Genomic DNA, 18,786 nt, shown 5'->3' on the forward strand with positions numbered 1-18,786 from the left:
AGCGGAAATATATTTCCCCACCCAAAATAGTAACTTTAGCAAAATCCCCAACCATGACAAAAATTATAGAAACCCACGAAATCAACAAAACCTATAAAATGGGCTCTGAAATTATTCAAGCCCTCAAGTCTGTTTCCATTTCAGTAGATAGAGGGGAATATGTCGCTTTCATGGGGCCTTCGGGTTCGGGTAAATCAACCTTGATGAATATCATTGGCTGTCTGGACACTCCTACCTCTGGGACTTATGTCTTGAATAATAAAGATGTTTCGGACATGACCGAGAATGAATTAGCAGAAATTAGAAATAAGGAAATTGGATTCGTATTTCAGACTTTTAACCTGCTACCGCGAGCAAGCTGCTTAGAAAACGTTGCGCTTCCTTTAGTATATGCAGGGATGAATAAATCTGATCGTGAAGAAATCGCTTTTCAGACATTGTCAAACGTAGGACTGGGTGACAGAACAAAGCACCGTCCAAATGAGCTTTCCGGTGGTCAGCGCCAGCGTGTCGCTATTGCGAGAGCCTTGGTAAATACACCAAGTATCATTCTTGCCGATGAGCCTACCGGTAACTTGGATTCAAAGACATCCCACGACATCATGGAGCTGTTTCATGAGTTGCACTCAAAAGGCAACACGATCATCATGGTAACGCACGAAGATGAAATTGCCCATTACGCGCACAGAATCGTGAGATTGAGAGATGGATTGGTAGAATCGGACACAATAAATCCGAATCCTACCCGTGGAATTGCAATGCACGCCTAATCACACCTTATAATTTCAAATAGATTCTTATTTTTGTCCTAAGAGAATCAAGGGCAAAGACATGAAAATCTATACCAAAACAGGCGATCAAGGAATAACATCATTGTTAGGAGGTTCACGGGTACCCAAATCCGACTTAAGAATTGATGCCTATGGGACAGTGGATGAACTCAACTCGTACATCGGCTTACTTCGTGATCAAGCGGTAAACGAAAAAAGAACTGAATTCTTAAAGGAAATTCAGGATCGATTATTTACCCTTGGTGCAGATTTGGCCACAGCTCCCGGCAAAGACAAAGTGAAAAAACCAGACTTACACCAGGAAGATGTAGAGCTTCTAGAGCAGGAAATGGACCAAATGCAAGAATTACTCCCACCTCTCGCCGCTTTTATAGTGCCTGGTGGGCATCAATCCGTTTCATTTTGTCATCTTGCACGTACAGTCTGCCGACGTGCAGAGCGAATCGCAGTTGAACTGACTTCAGTAGAGCCTGTTTCTGATCTAGTCATACAATATTTAAATCGCCTCTCAGATTTTCTTTTTGTACTTGGCCGAATGATGGCTCATGAACTCAAAGTGGATGAAGTAACCTGGAATCCCAGAAATAAATAATTAGCTACCTGGCTCAGTCAGATTAAAGGCAAAACCAATGAAAACACAACTTGCCCTACCGATAACTAAAGTTCAGAACTCTAGATTACCGGAAATAGATTTTTCAAACTTAGTTTTTGGACGCACGATCAGTGACCACATGTTTGTGGCGGATTACAAAGATGGTGAATGGTCTGACCTTAGAATTGAGCCGTATGGTCCATTAAGTCTAAATCCTGCCAATGCCACACTGCATTATGGTCAATCAATTTTCGAAGGCATGAAAGCCTACAGAAATGATGATGGCAAGATATTGGTCTTTCGTGCTGAGGCAAACTGGAGGCGACTGAATGAATCAGCAGAGCGTATGTGTATGCCTGAGCTACCGGAAGAAATCTTTATGGAGGGACTTACCCAACTGATCGATTTGGACAGAGATTGGGTTCCATCTGCGAAAGGCGCGTCTTTATATGTGAGGCCATATATGTTTGCTACGGATGATTACATCGGTGTAAAACCTTCTGAAACATACAAATTCATCATTTTCACCTGTCCTGTGGGCAATTATTACAGTAAGCCTGTCAGCGTAAAAGTAGAGACCAAATTTACCCGTGCTAATGAAGGAGGTACTGGTGCCGCAAAAACAGCCGGCAATTATGCTGCTTCTCTCTACCCTGCACTACAAGCTCAAAAAGCCGGATACGATCAACTTCTCTGGACTGATGGAAAATCGCACAGCAAAATCGAAGAAAGCGGGACGATGAACGTCATGTTCAAAATCAACGGAAAGCTGATCACTGCGCCTACGAATACTGGGACAATTTTGAAAGGAATCACTCGAGATTCAGTCATTCAATTGGCTAAAGAATGGAATGACCCTTTGGAAGAAAGATTCCTGACTGTATCAGAACTGGAAACAGCACTGATAGACGGAACGCTAGATGAGGCGTTTGGAACTGGTACCGCAGCTACTATCGCACATATACAGCGAATCAATGTAAATGGAAAAGACTACATTCTTCCTGCAAAATCTGAAGATGCATTTTCTTACAGAGTACTCGCAGAACTAGATGGAATCAAATATGGCCATGCGGCCGATCAGCATGGTTGGATCATTTCGATCTAAAAATCAACTTGTTATTATTTAGAGAGGCCGGGAAATCCCGGCCTTTCTCGTTTAAAATTTTTATTGATAGAAATGATTATTCTTCCCTACTTTTCATTCCTCACACTGCCGAAAAATTAACCTATTTCCCATTGACAAAAGCTAAGAGATTTTTGATAACCTTGAAATAGAGTTGGGGAAAGTATAAATTGAAATGTTAAGAGCCAGTTCTGTTCAAACCTGAATACGATGATCATGATAAGAGCTGTGAACTTTATTAAGAAATATGAATTCTATAAAATCTTGCTGTAACCCACTTAACCTCCACTTGAACAATGTACTTTAAGCCCAAAAACTTTTTTTACCTGATTATTGTAGTTGGAATAGGACTCCTTTTTGTCCAATCCTGCACCTCTAATGCACAAGAAAGACCCAAACCAAACATTATCCTCATCGTCACAGATGATCAAGGCTGGGGAGATCTAGGCATCAATGGTAACCCAAATGTACATACTCCGAACATTGACAAACTGGCAAAAAATGGGGCTCAATTCAGCAGATTTTATGTAAGCCCTGTTTGTTCTCCTACCCGAGCTGAGATCTTGACTGGCAGATATCATCCCAGAGGCGGAGTTTATTCTACATCCACAGGTGGAGAAAGATTGGATCTCGACGAAAAAACCATAGCCGAAATCTTCCAATCAAATGGATATAATACAGCTGCTTTTGGCAAGTGGCACAATGGCTCCCAACCTCCTTATCATCCCAACAATAGAGGTTTTGACGAATTCTATGGCTTCGCATCTGGACATTGGGGCAATTATTTCAGCCCTATGCTAGAGAGAAATGGTGAGGTGGTAAAAGGTGAAGGTTTTATTATTGACGATCTGACCAATAATGCACTGGAATACATTGAAAATAAAAGTGACGAGCCATTCTTCGTTTATCTGGCTTATAATACGCCACACAGTCCTATGCAAGTGCCCGATGAGTGGTGGAACAAATACAAAGACGCCGTCATTGACTCCACACATCGCTATGGGGACAAACAAAAAACAGATAAAACGAGAGCTGCCTATGCCTTGTGTGAGAACCTAGATTGGAATGTGGGCAAAGTCATGGAGAAACTGGATAGCCTACAACTCCTAGAAAATACGATAGTAATCTATATGTCTGACAATGGCCCGAATGGATGGAGATGGAACGACGGGCTGAAGGGAATCAAAGGAAGCACTGATGAAGGTGGCGTACGCTCTCCTTTCATCCTATATTGGAAAGACCAATTGAAACCACAAATCATCTCCCAACTAGCGAGTGCGATAGATATTTTGCCTTCTCTGATGGATCTCGCAGATATCACAAATCCATTCGACAAACCCATAGATGGTGTTAGCTTAAAACCCCTGCTTATGGGATCTATTGAAGAATGGAAAGAACGGTATGTTTACAGCCAATGGAGTGGTAATGTCAGTATCCGAAACCAGCAATACATGCTAGATAAGGATAACCAACTTTTCGATTTAAACGCCGACCCAGGACAACTTCATCCTATAGAACAACCATCTGAGGCTTTATTGTCAGAACTGGTCACAGCAAAAGAAGAGTGGAAAAACTCGGTGTTAGCAGAACTAGACCGTGATAGAGAGGAAGTGTTTCCTGTTGGATTTGAAGGCAGCAAATACACCCAACTTCCAGCTAGGGATGGTATTCCGCATGGTGGGATAAAACGATCCAGCATACATCCAAACTCCTCGTTTTTCACCAATTGGACATCCACCACCGACAGCGTCACCTGGGATACGGACATCCTCACTTCAGGCAAATACAAAGCAACTGTCTATTATACCTGCAAAGCTTCGGCGGTTGGTTCCACACTTCTATTGAAGCAGGGACAACATGAAGTAAAAACAATCATCAAAGAAGCCCATGACCCAGATTTTGTAGCAGTGGAATTTGATCGCTCTGTTCGTGATGAATCCTACGAAAAAGATTTTAAACCCCTGGAAATGGGAGTAATAGAGTTGGAAAAAGGACGGCATCCTATTTCAATGAAAGCAGGAGAAATTAAAGGAGCAGAATTTATTGATATGCGGTTGCTTGTCCTAGAGCGGGTGGAATAGAAAGAGTTTTAGGTTGGATAGCATGGAATATGAAAGAGAGTGGACTAGCGTAGCCCTTTTTCCGTCTAAGGCAGACTCGAAGAATTCGCTGTTCGAGATTTGCAATCTCGAATACTTATCAAGTGATTTAAAATCCAAGCAAATTCCTAGCTGGCTATGTAACCTAAGTTCACTCCCCGTAGACAAAGATGCGATTAGAGATGCATCCTTTCGTTTTGGTGTAGCGTTTTCTCCCCAATTGATATTCATTCGGTCAAAAACACAAAATTCCCATTCATTATACTATCCTCGGGTTGAAACCTGGGTCTTTAAATGTGCCGAACCTATGGTGCTTTTATTATTCTCTAACTTTACTGCGTTACACTTACAATCCTCTTCTCCAATTGCGTTTCCCCAAACACCATTTCTGCTGCGTGCTTCTTGGCAATTTCCATGATTTCTTCCACGATCTCAGGATGCTGATCTGCCAGATCAAAACGCTCAGAAGGATCATGCCCCAAATTATAGAGTGTCAACTTTTCAAGCTTCTCGATTTTCGCGGGATATCCAGCGGGATTATTACTGTAGAAATAGAGTTTGAAATCACCTTTTCGGACAGCAAAAAGACGATCTCCGTGGTAGTAAAACATCTCATCTCTAGGAGTAGCTTTTTCGCCTCTTAGTACCGGACCCAAGTCAAATCCATCATATACACGATCCTGAGGCGTTTCTGCACCTGCTAGCTTGGTAATGGTCGGTAATAAATCAAGCGTACTTCCCATTTTGGAGATTACTCCTGGCTTCACATTTCCAGGACCCCAGATTACCGTGGGAACCCGCACTCCACCTTCATAGCTAGTGCCTTTTCCACCGAAAAGGGAACCTGCACTCCCACCCTGCTCATTATAAACCAGCCAAGGCCCATTATCAGAAGTGAATATCACATAGGTGTTTTTGTCAAGCCCATTATCCTTCAATGCCCCCAAGATCTCTCCAACGCTCCAATCAATTTCCTCTATCACATCCCCATACAATCCGCGCTCGCTTTTCCCCTTGAAATCACCTAAAGCAAAAAGTGGGACATGAGGAAGAGAATGCGCCAAATACAGAAAGAATGGCTTTTCCTTATTGGCAGAAATGAATTGGACAGCCTCCTCGGCGTATCTTTTGGTAATGGTATTTTGATCCGCAGGTCGCTCAATGATCTCCGTATTTCTCATCAAAGGCACGTTGAAATATTCGAATTTAGGATCGCCAAAAGCTTCCTTGGCGGTAACATCATTGATGCGATCCATGTCATTGCTGTAGGGAATTCCAAAATAGGAATCGAAGCCATGACTGGTAGGTAAATATTGTGGCAAGTGTCCCAAATGCCATTTCCCAATGGCAGCAGTGGAGTAACCAGCCCCTTTGAGCAGCTTAGCAATTGTATTTTCGTATGCAGGTAATCCTCCATCTGAATCAGGAAATAATACCCGACGGGTATTGCTATACATTCCTGTTCGCACAGGCAACCTTCCTGTCAAAATCGCTGATCTACTCGGAGTACAGACATTGGCCGCTACGTAGAAACTCGTCCATTTCTGTCCCTCCACAGCCATTTGATCTATATTGGGAGTTTTGATCGTAGGATGACCAAAAGACCCCAAGTCTCCATACCCTTGATCATCGGTGAAAATGATGATAAAGTTAGGTTTGGATTTATTTTGATTTTGGGCAAAAAGCTGCGTGGCAGAAAAGAACAATGCAACTATTAGCTTGAGGTAATATATGGACTTATACATAGTATGTGAAAGTTAACATGAAAGACTCGACACTATGCTGTGTCAGAACCTTTCATATAAATTACAGAATTTAGCTTACTTCAACACGACATCCTTAACTGTAGAATTCGCATCACCACGAATAGCAGTATAAGCAGCGACCATTTCTTCCAACTTATCAGGATTTGATTGTGCCAGATTATCTGTTTGTCCTATATCTTGGTTGAGGTTATATAACTGATAGCTTGGTTCATTGCCGGTCTCTATGTTAACCGATTCAATCTTAGCCGCGCCTTTGTACGGAGGGATCATAATCCACTCCCCTTTTCTTATCGCTGTTCTGCCTGTAGCTTCCAGAATCAATTCAGATCTACCTACTTTCTCCTCGCCAAAGAAAGCTGATAATAGGTTCTCGCTATCCTCTTTCGTTTCAGTACTTCCTGTCAAAGAAGCCAGAGAACTGAGAAAATCCACCTGACACACCAAGGCATCAGATACCTGAGGCTGGATTTTTCCTTTCCAGTAAACCATAAATGGCACTCGGGTTCCAGCTTCAAAAAGGCTATATTTCCCACCTCTCAGAGTTCCAGCTGGCGTGTGATTACCTAGCTTTTCCACCGCGTCATCGTAGTATCCATCATTCAGAACCGGACCATTATCACTTGTAAAAATTATCAACGTGTTCTCTAGTAAGCCTTCATCTTCCAGCGTTTTCATAAACTCTCCTACCATCCAATCGGCTTCCAAAATCACATCTCCTCGTGGCCCCATACCTGATTTCCCTACAAATCTAGGGTTCGGAGTTCTTGGCACGTGTGGCTGCTGGAATGCATAGTAAAGGAAGAATGGACCTTCTTTATGCGACTTCACATAACTTTGGGCTTTCTCCAAAAAGTGATCTGCCATATCCTCATCCACCCACTTGGCAGCTTCTCCACCTTTCATAAATCCAATTCTAGGAATACCATTCACGATACTGTTGTTGTGTCCGTGATGCCACTTCATCGTAGTCAATTCAGGGTTGTCCTTTCCAGTAGGTTCTCCTTCGAAGTTTGTATCATAATTCACTTCGATCGGATCATTTGGATCCAAGTTTACCACATTGCCATTTTCTATATATACCGTAGGTACACGATCTTGCGTAGCCGCCATAATGTAGCTGTAGTCGAAACCTACTTCGTTTGGACTTGGGCTGATGTGCTCATTCCAGTTTACGTTGCCGGCTCCAAGTCCTAGGTGCCATTTTCCTACCACTCCAGTTTGGTAGCCTTGACCTTTTAGCATTTTGGGAACAGTCATCTGAGATGTGCTGATCAGCAAAGGTGCTGTGCCGGGAAGGATTTTAGCATCCTTATTTCTCCATGGATACACCCCCGTCAGTAACGCATATCTACTCGGTGTACAAGTAGCAGAAGTCGCATAGCCATTGGTAAAGCGAATACCGCCATTCGCCAGCTTGTCCATATTCGGAGTGGAAAGCTCCGTAGCTCCATAGGAACTCAAATCACCATAGCCCAAATCATCCATATAGATGATGACAATATTAGGTTTGGTAGCTTCAGTTTCGGCAGTTCCGTTTTCTGAAGAACTACATCCCCAAAACAAGGAAACAGATGTTAGTCCAAGTAGGATCTTACTCTTGATGTGCATTATATTCTAATTTTGTTAAATCTTATTTTTCTTGAAACTTCGAGATTATTGATTCATCATTCGGCGCTCGTTATTTTTTTAATTTCGAATGTAGAATGATGAATTTTGAATAATGAAGTATGCGTCAATCGGCACTTCATCGTCATTGCGAGGAACGAAGCAATCTGTTAGAACAAAGGGCTCCAACAGGAACCTCAAACATCTTTTATTCAGCCAAATATACCTGAATCATTCCCTTTTGATCTTTCTCTATCGCAAGTCCGGCATACGTTTTCACCATTCCCCTATTCTGATCTCTTACTTCTACTCTGTGCTTTTCAGTTGAAAAGACCTTGGGTTGGAAGGTAGGTGTATTCACGGGCATCGCGTATTCAAGGGCTCCTGTTGCCTCATTATAAACTGAAACTAGTGGGTTTTCAACTCCTTCCAAATTCAGGGTATTTAGGTAGCCTACTGCTTTTCTTGCATAATTATCCTTTTGGGTAACTGTAAGAGGCCAACCATCATATTGCCCTGCTGGATTGGAAATAGGATCGACATTCCTTGGCCAGCATTCGATCTTCATCGTGCGTTCATTTTTATCAAACGTAATAATCCCGTAGCCCGTACCCCGATCATATATTCTGGCAGGTTCAAATCCTGATTTGTATGGATTAGCAACTGCCATGATGGTTATTTTATTCCCAAATCCATCCTCGAAATCTCCTGTGTTTTTTGCTCCTCCCGGGAAAGGCTCATGGCCTTCAGGAACTTTTGGCCACCAGCGTCGCGGAAAAAGGTTATTCAATGCCGGCCCCGCAAATGCATAACCCGAATCACGGAATTCATCTACGCCATATTGCACCGTGCTCGCCAAGTGTTGATCGCCGGCAATGTGCAGCGCAAAAGCTTTTCTGATAATCCGCACAGCTTTATCTCTGCCTTTTTGCGGCCAGCCATTCGAATCCATATCTGTAGTTGGCGCGTCGCCAGCTACATATTCACCCTTCTCAGGCGTAGGCAAACTTGGCACTATGCTATCGATGATACTCCCTTCGGGAAGAGTGGCAACTGTACAGAAGTTCGTCTGAGACAAAACAGCTTTCATCTGCACTCCAGGATCCCATTTCTCTGACCAGGTTTCCAAGAAATTGAGTTGTCTATCTCCTAGAAGCTCAGCATCAATATCGTAATGCTTTTTGATGTCAAAATCACGGTTTTGGATAAAACCATTCAAGACTTTCGCCTCTTCTGGCAAGACGTTTTTTGGCGCAGATTTGAACTTTCTATCTTCCAAAATCGCAAAACTCACTCCTCCATACTCCCAATCGGTGTAATACACATTAATTCCCTGCTTCACCGGAGTTGGGTCAAAAGCATCAGGCAAGTGACTTGTCTGGCAATCCTGAACCATATTCACCCAGTCTGGAGGCATTTTGTAACCACCTTGATCTTGTGCCACATATCCCCAACCTTCATCGGATGGTGCGTGTGCACCGCCTTCTCCCCAGACATTGCCGTGATACACGTCATGATCATCCGGGATGATTGCCGCAGGGATCGTTCTAAAAATATCGCGGTAAGACCAGCCAAACATATACCACTTGTGCAGGTAATCCAGGTATGACTTCTCTAACGGACTTGTTTGAATACCGAAACCGCCTGTCCCCTCGTAGAACTGATCTCCAAGGAAGAAAGCCATCTCCGGATTGTGCTTCTTCACATGAACAGCTACCTCCTGATCTGGAAAACCATGATCAGCATTGCAGCTGAAAACTGCCACTTTCAAGTTCTCAGAAGATTTGGGCTGAGAAGCGATCTCCCCATAATAACTGAATTCCTGAGATTTATCTTTCAGCGGAACATCAATATGAATCCGATACGGGATCATTTCTTCGTGCTTCCAACCGTCAATCCTAAACTTTGCTATTCTTCCATTTGGATCAAGTGAAGAAGTCTGAACAGTCTCCCATCCATTCTCTTTTTTAAGCTGAAGCTCAACTTTGATGTTTGGAATTAGCTCTAGCGGTGCGAGTTGCGCGGTTAATTTAAGTGTGTTTTTATGCAACGTATATTGAGCGAAGAAAATTGGCCCATATACCTGATCGGCAGATTCCACAATTTTATCTCCTTGGAATACCCAATCTGAAAATGCTACTAAGCTTGTTGCGGATTCTTCCTTCTTTGGACAATTAGCTATCAAGGCCAAGTTGCCTTCCAAATCCTGAGGGGCAATTCCTTCGGCAGTTAATTCAATCGGGTTTTTATTGTTTTTACTAGTTGAGCCAGAAAGCGTCAAGGAGTACTTTCCTTGCTTTGCTGAGCTTTTCAAACTCAAATAAACTGGCTTAGTAAGATCTAATTTATTCTCACTAAGCTGCTCTCCGATCATCAATTGACCAGTGCCAGTGACTCCCACATCCAGTCCTTTGCCAAACACTGCCGCAGAGCGATAGTCATCGAAAATACCTTTTGCGCCAAGCCTAAAACCAGCGTAAGCGGCACTATTTTCCACCAACTCATCACTTTTCCAATCAATAATTACTGACTGCTGAAAATTGGTGTTCTCTACTCCCAACTGGTGGGTAAGAATATGCAAGGCTCTATTTGGTGCAGAAATATTACAGACCGCCTTTCCTCCGACAATCTCCCAATCCTGTAATCTATTGCCCCAAAACTCTGGACCAATCCACTTCATATCAGGCCAATTTTCCCAGTTACTTTTGAAGCCTGAATCGGCAGTGGAAAGAAGTTTCTTGATACTGGTGAATCCTTGAGAAAAGAAAAAAGGCGTGGAGAAGGAAGTTAAGGCCATTGCCTTGACTGCAGATCTGCGTTTCATAGGTTAAGGGGTGGTTACAGAGTAAATATGCCCCGCATTTATAAATCATCCTTGTTTTTCATTGATTTTTTTAATAAAAAAGCTGCCTCAAAGTTTGAGACAGCTTTCGATAACAAAATTAAACCCCTTCTATATTTAATTTGAGAATGTAAAATTGATCATATCCATAAAATCGGATAATTATTAATTTATGACGCTCCAAGTTCATGTTCTTTATAAAGATTATCAGAATCTGATTGCTTTCTGAACGGACTTTCTTTATAGTTCTTTTGCCAGAAAAAAAGTATTAAAAAGAGCACGATAAGTATAGCAGGGAAAATGACCATTTTTTCTAAAGTGTCCTGTCCAGCTGCCAATTCCAATGCATCACCTGAAAGTCCCATAGCCATATTTTGCAACCGTGAATTGTCAATCCAGTACCCAATGACAGGTTGAAAGATAGAAGTGGAAAAAAAACCTATTCCTCCAATGATCGACATCCCCAAAGCACTGCTTAACGGGATTCTTTGGGCTACTATTCCAATCATTAAAGGCCAGAAATAACATATTCCCAATGCGAAAATTACCGCTGCCCCATAAGCCAAAAACCCGGTAACTGTGCTAAACATATAAATGCCTATGGTTGCTAATATAGCTGAAAACAAAAGCACCCCTGTCTGACCTAATCCTTTAACTACCGGGCCGGCAAAAAACCTACCTACTACCATCACACCACTGATCAAGGCTAAAATGAGCATTGCGTCTGCACCACTATAGCTCAAAACAACATTTACCCATTGATTGGGACCAAATTCTGTGATTGCTGTTAATGCCATACAGCAAAACAAAAAAATGTAAAGTGGACTCAGCATTGCTTTTAAGTTTTCAAAAAGAGAGTTGGCTCCGGCCACTTTTGGTTTGGGAAATGCCTTTCCATAAAACAAAACGGCATAAATAATTGTCGGAAGCATAATTATCCACATCTGGGTCTCCCAACCAAATCCAAAATCCGTCATGAATTTCGAAATAAGTGCACCGAGTATAATTCCCCCTGGAAACCACATATGAAACCTGTTAAGCATTTTATTCATTTTTACTCCCGAATAGGTATCTGCAATCATAGGGTTGCAGGCAGCTTCTGTACATCCATTACCAATCCCTATAAAAAGCGTTGATATAAGAAGCAGAAAATATCCCCCAGCATAAATTGTCAACACAATTCCCAAGGTATGGGCTACAAAGGCAACTATCATAATGTTTTTAGGTCCAAATGAATGGTATACCAATCCCCCAATTAGCATTGAGATAGGAAACCCCAAAAACCACATGGAATTTATAAACCCCAGTTGTTCAGCTGAAAGACCAAATTCCTCAGCTAATTGAGGTAAAATCCCCGCCCGTATGGAAAATGAAAAAGCAGTGGTAATGAGTGCAAAGCAACTCCCGTTGAATAAGGCAGTTCTGTTTATGTTTTCATTCATCTATTTTATGTTTAGCTAGTTACTGGTTTTTTCAACCTATGAGTATAAGTGATTTGATGAACAGGTGCGGGATATTGGAGGTCGATGAAATACCAAACACCTTTATAAAGAGTTTAAATAAACGATTTTGATGCTTGTTATTCAATTCTTATATAGTCAATGATTTAAACTCCCTTGTGAGATCAGTTAGGGATTTTTCCACCCCCATTCTTTCAAGAGATGATGCCCCTACAAATCCATGGGCATTGGTTTTATCCAGGATTACCCGGACATCATCAGGAGTATTGATGGGACCCCCATGTGCCAGAAAAAATATCTTTGGGTTTACCTTTTTGGCCGCTCCAATGATGCTGTTAGTCCTTTCTATGGCATCATCCATCGTGCAGGAGGCACCTGTCACACCAATTGATCCCCCCACGGTAGTTCCCACATGGGTAATGATCGCATCGGCACCCGCCTCAGCCATCTGTACCGCTTCCTCAGGTTTTGCCACATACACAATGGAGAACAAATCCATTTTGCTGGCAATCCTTACCATTTCAACCTCCTTGTCAAAGCCCATCCCTGTTTCCTCCAGCACCTGTCTGAAATGACCGTCCACGATGCAGTGGGTTGGGAAATTATTGATACCGGAAAAACCCATTTCCTTCACCTTCAACAGGTGGTGCCAAATTCTGCGGCGGGGATCCGAACCGTGTACGCCACAAATGACCGGAATGTCCTCCACTACCGGCAGCACCTCGAATTCCCCGATTTCCATGGCTACCGCATTGGCATCCCCATAAGCCATCAGACCGGCGGTGGATCCATGTCCCGACATTCGAAAGCGGCCGGAATTATAGATAATGATCAAGTCCGCTCCGCCTTTCTCAATGAATTTGGCGCTGATGCCAGTTCCGGCACCTGCAGCAATAATCGCTTTTTTCTGGTCGATCACTTTTTGTAACCTGTCTCTAACTTCCTGCCTTGTATAAGGGTTTCCCTTTCCTGTCCATGGATTGGCCATAATTGTCTCTTGATTTGATTTGTGATGATTTTTTATATTCCTGACGGAATTTATTTTACGCTTTTTGATTTGTGTTTTTCAATATTCTCCAACAAACTATCGACTGCCGATTCGGAAAACAATGTTTCGTTAATATGGGCATCCATTTCCACCACTTTCACATGATCCTTCAGTTGCTGCTTTAGGGAATCAAATAAAACCCGGTTGATTTTAGGTTGATAGAATATACCGCCTTCCGAATCGATTTGAGATAGGCCTTTAAGGGGAAGTAAAACGGTCACCGGTACAACCGAAAAGTTTAACTTTTCAGCTATCATTTTCGCCAATTGTATGTTTTCCTGCCCATCGGTTCTCATCAGGGTGACATCCGGAGCCCAGCTGTAAAGCTGCCGCGCTTTATATTGGCCGGGAACCGTATCCAGGTGGGCAAAGTTGACCATGTCCAGACAACCCGGCACCACCACCTGTGGGATTCCCATTTCAACGGCAGCTGAGAGGCGCCCGGGGCCTGCACTGCAGATACCTCCGCATAATTCATCGGCCAGCTCAGTGGTAGTGATGTCCAGTACACCATCAAAGCAGCCTTCCCGGATCAGTGTTTCCATTGCATTTCCACCCAGCCCGTTGGCATGAAATGCCATGACTTCATACCCCTTGGCCTCCAAAGATTTTGTGCATTGGTCTACGCAGGCGGTGGTGTTGCCAAACATGCTGATAGCAATGGTCCCAAAGTTTTTGTCATCTACCTCTAAATTCACTCTCCCCATCCCGCAAACAGCAGCGGCTGCGTTCCGCATGATGGGCCGGCTGATACTGTTCAGCCCGGCTACATCTACTACCGATGGCATCAGGAGTATATCCTTCATGCCTACCTGACGGGTAACATCCTTGGCTGCCAGTGTTGAGATACAGAGTTTCGGAAAACCAAGGGGCAATTCCTGCATGGCCGCGAGCGCTATATAGGTACCGCCGCCCCCACCCATGCCTATAACTGCTTTGATTTTACCTTGAGTCATCAGCTTGGTAACCATTTTCCGCGCACCCCTTCCCATTACTTCCACAGCAAATCCCCGATCCCCCATTTGTCGAAGCGCTTCAATGGTTTGGCCGCCTTCCATGGCAACCAAGTCAGATTCAAAATCGACTGGAAAAAATGAGGTGGAGCCCATGACCCCTGTGTTCATGGCAATCACATTGTCCCCATTGGAGACAATGCATTGCCGGAGAAAATTAAAGTTCTCCTCCTTGGTGTCGAAACAGCCAAGCATCAAGATTGATTTGTTTTTTGTAGTCATTAACTATACCACAAAATCAAAAACAACTACCCGTTTCAGTCTAGGAACCACGAGCTCTTTGACTTTTTCATGAATTGGATGAGGGAGGTAGTTATCCCTAGATTCGGGCGAATCGAAAGTCATTATAAAGCCGTGGGTGAAATCTTCGTTCATACCTTCATTTCCGTCATAAGGACCGTATTCCATGTCCAATAGTCCCGGGATTTCACTTACCATGGCCTTCATGGTGCGAAAACATTCTTCTATCTGACTTTCCGAGATATCTTTTTTAAATTGAAAAACTCCAAAGTGTCTAATCATTTTATTTTCTGTTAATGTAAGCTGTTAGTTTAGGGTATTGATATAGGCAAACAGATCTGCAACCTGATCCTTGGTATAATGATCAATCAGCCCTTTCATCATAAAAGAACGGCCTCCCAGAAATCCCTGGCTTCTGATCTCTTTCGCCTGGATAAACAGCTGACTTCCTCCCATAAATCCGATAGTCGTCCCGCCTTCATCCCTTTTCACCAGAAAGCCTTCAATGTTTCCTCCGTCTTTTTTTGTCACTCGGAAGGTGGCGTAGTTGGATTCCACCGCAGCATCGGGATCCAAAATTGCCGTAAGCAAGGCTTCGGTATCCCTACTTGCCGAACCATCCAGTGCGGGGGCAAAATTCTGTCCCTGATTCCCTACTTTATGGCACATCAGGCAGGTTTGGAACATTGCCTTTCCTTTAACTACATTTCCATCATTATTTTCTATTATTGGCCTCAATTCTGCAATACGGCCATCCAGTGAATTCCTTTCTTTCTCTTCAATCTCCAATATTTTTTTATAGATTTCATTTCCACGGGAATCAGAAGTCTCGTGGTTTAATATCGTTTCGGCAGTTGATAGATCAAAGGCTGTAATGTCCAGATGGTCTTGGGCATATAATTGCTTGAGAATATCAGCCCCATTTTTTGAACCCGAAAAAAGCTTAACGATAGCCGTTTTCTGAAAATCGTCCAGCTGCGGAATCCATTCTCCCAATTCCTCCCGGCCTGCGGGAAGATTGGCTTTCGAAATGTTGTGAAGGGCAACTGACCGGATACTGAAAGCGAATTCAGCATTCTGGAAAATCATGTTGAAAACATCCTGATTGGCATGTACATCGGCTTCGAGTGCTGTAACTATAAGACCCATCGTTTTTTCCGGCAGATCCTCGCGGATCAAGGCCAGAATGGCCAAGCGGGAGTTTTTCATGTTAAACCTGCCAACTGCATCCAGTGCCATGTCAACATCAGGCCCGGATATTTCTTCGAACAGGTTTGCCACAGGAGTTTCGAGTATAGCCGTAAGCAAATCAGATTGAACCAAGGCTTGGTTCTGAAGTGCAAACCGGATATATTTTGCCGAATGAACGGGATTATGGAAAACAGGCTTGACCATATGATAAACCTCTCTGTTGTCCAACATCTGGGAAATGCTGATGAAGTTGGATTCATCAAGCTCGGTAATCCCCGCTTTCGGCCAAAGCTTCAGAAAAAAATGCTCTTTTTGTTCCCGGCCCAAAGCCTGGATGGCCCACAGCAGATTTTCGACAGGAATTTGGTCTGCAGCAGGGGAATTGAGGTAGTTCTGTAAATCATCCGGATATTGTTCGAGGGACTTCCTAGCAAGGAACCGTTCAAATCTTCTTTCATAAGGACCTCCCATTTCATTGCCCGGCAGTTCGGGTTTGGATGCCTGAAGCAGTACTTCAATCGTTCCTGGGTCCGTCCCTTTCATTTCAGTCAAGGTACGAATCACCTGCGACCGGACCATCGGGTTATCATCCTCAATTAAAACTTTTAATTTGTGGGAAAGGTAAGCTGGTTCTAGATTAAAACTTGCCATTGCCCGGATTGATTCACGCCTCAAATCATCCGATGGGTCAAGTAAAAGAGAAGACATTAGTTTTTCATCATAATGCCTAATCCCTTCCAGAGACCAAAGGGCATGGATTCTTGTGATGTCATCTTTCCATTGATCCGAAGCTAGCTCAATCAGCTTTTTTGACAGTTTTTTGGTTTCTGAAATCGGGCGGTCAGATATCTGTTGCCAGGCAGCCCTTTTAGCCCATAGCGAGGGTGAACTGAGATAATCCACCAGGTTTTCAGTTTTGACTTTGTAAAAATCGGGGATTTCACGTGGCTGCTGGCTAATGTGCCTGATCCGCCAGATCCTCCCATGAGTTTTATCTCGGTCCGGATGAGTGGTTGGAAGTTCGTTATGTGAAATTATCTTGTTGTACCAGTCTGCTATATAAAGGCATCCGTCAGGGCCAAACTCCATATTGACTGGGCGAAACCAGTCATCTTCTGAAACCAGCAGATCTTCCAGATGCTCAGCTGTGACACTGCCATCGGGGTTCCTTACAATCCTCACAGAATTGATAGTGCTCGTTATAGGGTTAGCCAAAAATGCAACATTTTTCCACTCTTCGGGAAATGATCCCGAAGTGTCATCAGCAAAAGCCAACCCAGAGATCCCTGTTCCTCCAACTCTAAATTGATGAAGAGCTGGCATCCAAGGCTGGTAATTCCGAATTCTGTCACTGCCGATCCCCGGAAATCCTGTTCCCGATTCCATAGGAGCGACTGAATAACCAAGGTCATTGGCTTCTGAGCCATACCATTCACCGTTCCTCCTCAGCTGAAATCCCCATATGTTGTTTTGTCCTGAACTCACAATTTCCATCTTTTTTCCATCTGGTAAAAACCTCGCAATCTTACTGTAATCCATTCTCACTTTAAAGTCACTGCTGAGAGCGGAAACTTCACCTTTATTCAGTGCCCCATGACTGAAATGGATCCAGTTGCCAGGGGCTCGGATAAGTGTATGCGACATGGTATGGGTATCTGTGAATCCAAAACCGGTAAACAATGGGACTCTTTTATCCGCCTTGCCATCATGATTGGTATCTTGAAGAAAAAATAACTCTGATCCCTGTGCAACAAATGCCCCGTTTTTATATGGAAGAATACTTTGAGGAATTGTCAGGCCATCCGCCCAGATACTTACTTTTAAGGGAGTTTGGCTGTAAAGATTTGAAAGGATAAGAATTTTGTCTGTTCCTTTTGTTATGCCCTGATAAAGATCAGATATCCGTTTGAAATTGGGATGGTTTCTTTGTGCTTCGGGATCATTCATCAACTTCAACAGATCATTCCATTGGATATCCGCGATCGGATCGAGGGGATACATTTCTGCTGTCTGGGTCCAAAGCCTTCCGGCATCATCAAAAGTCAGATCTATGGGATTGACGATTCCATCACGTTCACTTGCAACTAGTTCAACAATAAACCCCTCCGGCAATTTAAAACCTTTGAGCTGTTGTTCAGGGGTTTTCACTTCACTACGTGGGGAATGTGTTATTTTTTGTGCATAAACATCATTGTATAAATAAAAACATGAAGATATAGCCAATAATGATGTTATTATTTTTAATTTCATATTGATGATTTTTTACTAAATAGAATTATTACCTCATTAAATATTTCAAACCTTTACTATTGTTTGTTTAAGTCAGTAATAGTAATGTCCCTAAATTCGATTTTTGCATTTCCACCACTGTGGAGCTGAATTCCAATCAAGCCACTTTTGGAAACCGTAGAGTCTTTTTCCAAATATTCATTTGTCTTTACCCCATTGATGTACAGTTCGTGAAAATCACCTTTAACTCGGATCACATAACTGTTCCAACCATCATTTCTTAGTAAATTTTTTAGAGTATGCATTTCTCCTCCGACCAGTTTACCACGTCGGTGTTCGTCATATATATCCCCCCAATAACCGTTTCCTATATCTGCCTGATAGCCCATCATATTCCCGTCAACAATTTGAGAACGATATTGGATTCCGCTGTTTATCAGACCTGTATCTGCATCTCCTGATAATCGAAAAAGACAGCGGAACTCAAAATCCTCAAAATGATCCGTGGTGTATAAATAATTATTTTCAGAAATTTTCAAAACACCGTCACCCCCCACAAGGACAGAGTCCCTGACTTTCCATAAAGATTCGTTTTTTTCGGGTAAGGCCTTCCATCCTTTCATCGTTTTTCCGTCGAAGATGGATTTGGAATTCTCAAAACCCTGACCCGAAACTGATATAGTAATGAATATTGAAATCATCAATAAGAGTAATTTAATTCCGCTAAATTTTTTTTCGAGATGACACATGTTTAATAAGTTTAATATTAAATAGGGCTTAATCTTTA

General features: G+C 42.9%; 13 protein-coding genes. 4 read left to right on the forward strand and 9 right to left on the reverse strand.

What is annotated here, in order from left to right:
- Positions 1-53: 53 nt before the first annotated feature.
- The 4 genes from BVH04_RS07580 to BVH04_RS07595 all read left to right on the forward strand — a co-directional run bounded on the left by BVH04_RS07580 (position 54) and on the right by BVH04_RS07595 (position 4,587).
- Positions 54-770: an ABC transporter ATP-binding protein gene (locus tag BVH04_RS07580; protein WP_086540874.1), complete on the forward strand. Its 717-nt coding sequence runs from the start codon at positions 54-56 to the stop codon at positions 768-770.
- A gap of 61 nt (positions 771-831) precedes the next feature.
- Positions 832-1,383 carry a cob(I)yrinic acid a,c-diamide adenosyltransferase gene (locus tag BVH04_RS07585; RefSeq protein WP_086540875.1) on the forward strand — a complete coding sequence of 184 codons (552 nt, stop codon included), beginning with the start codon at positions 832-834 and terminating at the stop codon, positions 1,381-1,383.
- 37 nt (positions 1,384-1,420) lie between these two features.
- Complete coding sequence (locus BVH04_RS07590) at positions 1,421-2,488, forward strand: branched-chain amino acid aminotransferase (protein ID WP_086540876.1); 1,068 nt, start codon at positions 1,421-1,423, stop codon at positions 2,486-2,488.
- A 314-nt stretch (positions 2,489-2,802) separates the two neighbouring features.
- On the forward strand, positions 2,803-4,587 hold the full coding sequence (locus BVH04_RS07595) for an arylsulfatase (protein ID WP_086540877.1): 1,785 nt from the start codon (positions 2,803-2,805) through the stop codon (positions 4,585-4,587).
- Between the two features lie 350 nt (positions 4,588-4,937).
- On the opposite strand, the gene BVH04_RS07600 is transcribed toward BVH04_RS07595, so the two are convergent.
- From BVH04_RS07600 to BVH04_RS07640, 9 genes are all read right to left on the reverse strand, one after another.
- Positions 4,938-6,350 (reverse strand): sulfatase family protein, encoded by a 1,413-nt coding sequence (locus BVH04_RS07600; RefSeq protein ID WP_086540878.1) that lies wholly within the window; start codon positions 6,348-6,350, stop codon positions 4,938-4,940.
- Positions 6,351-6,425: 75 nt separating this feature from the next.
- A complete protein-coding gene (locus tag BVH04_RS07605) occupies positions 6,426-7,979 on the reverse strand; it encodes a sulfatase family protein (RefSeq protein ID WP_086540879.1) in 1,554 nt (517 codons plus the stop codon).
- Between the two features lie 205 nt (positions 7,980-8,184).
- Positions 8,185-10,800 carry an alkaline phosphatase D family protein gene (locus BVH04_RS07610; RefSeq protein ID WP_205635815.1) on the reverse strand — a complete coding sequence of 872 codons (2,616 nt, stop codon included), beginning with the start codon at positions 10,798-10,800 and terminating at the stop codon, positions 8,185-8,187.
- A gap of 188 nt (positions 10,801-10,988) precedes the next feature.
- On the reverse strand, positions 10,989-12,260 hold the full coding sequence (locus BVH04_RS07615; RefSeq protein ID WP_086540880.1) for an MFS transporter: 1,272 nt from the start codon (positions 12,258-12,260) through the stop codon (positions 10,989-10,991).
- A 148-nt stretch (positions 12,261-12,408) separates the two neighbouring features.
- Positions 12,409-13,266 carry a phosphoenolpyruvate hydrolase family protein gene (locus BVH04_RS07620; RefSeq protein ID WP_086540881.1) on the reverse strand — a complete coding sequence of 286 codons (858 nt, stop codon included), beginning with the start codon at positions 13,264-13,266 and terminating at the stop codon, positions 12,409-12,411.
- Between the two features lie 50 nt (positions 13,267-13,316).
- Complete coding sequence (locus BVH04_RS07625) at positions 13,317-14,561, reverse strand: Tm-1-like ATP-binding domain-containing protein (RefSeq protein WP_086540882.1); 1,245 nt, start codon at positions 14,559-14,561, stop codon at positions 13,317-13,319.
- A 3-nt stretch (positions 14,562-14,564) separates the two neighbouring features.
- Positions 14,565-14,861 (reverse strand): Dabb family protein, encoded by a 297-nt coding sequence (locus BVH04_RS07630; protein WP_086540883.1) that lies wholly within the window; start codon positions 14,859-14,861, stop codon positions 14,565-14,567.
- A 24-nt stretch (positions 14,862-14,885) separates the two neighbouring features.
- Complete coding sequence (locus BVH04_RS07635) at positions 14,886-18,020, reverse strand: PVC-type heme-binding CxxCH protein (protein WP_086540884.1); 3,135 nt, start codon at positions 18,018-18,020, stop codon at positions 14,886-14,888.
- Positions 18,021-18,076: 56 nt separating this feature from the next.
- Positions 18,077-18,700 (reverse strand): 3-keto-disaccharide hydrolase, encoded by a 624-nt coding sequence (locus BVH04_RS07640; protein WP_240510870.1) that lies wholly within the window; start codon positions 18,698-18,700, stop codon positions 18,077-18,079.
- Positions 18,701-18,786 lie beyond the last annotated feature (86 nt).

Origin of the sequence: Algoriphagus antarcticus (assembly GCF_002150685.1) — a bacterium.
GTDB lineage: Bacteria > Bacteroidota > Bacteroidia > Cytophagales > Cyclobacteriaceae > Algoriphagus > Algoriphagus antarcticus.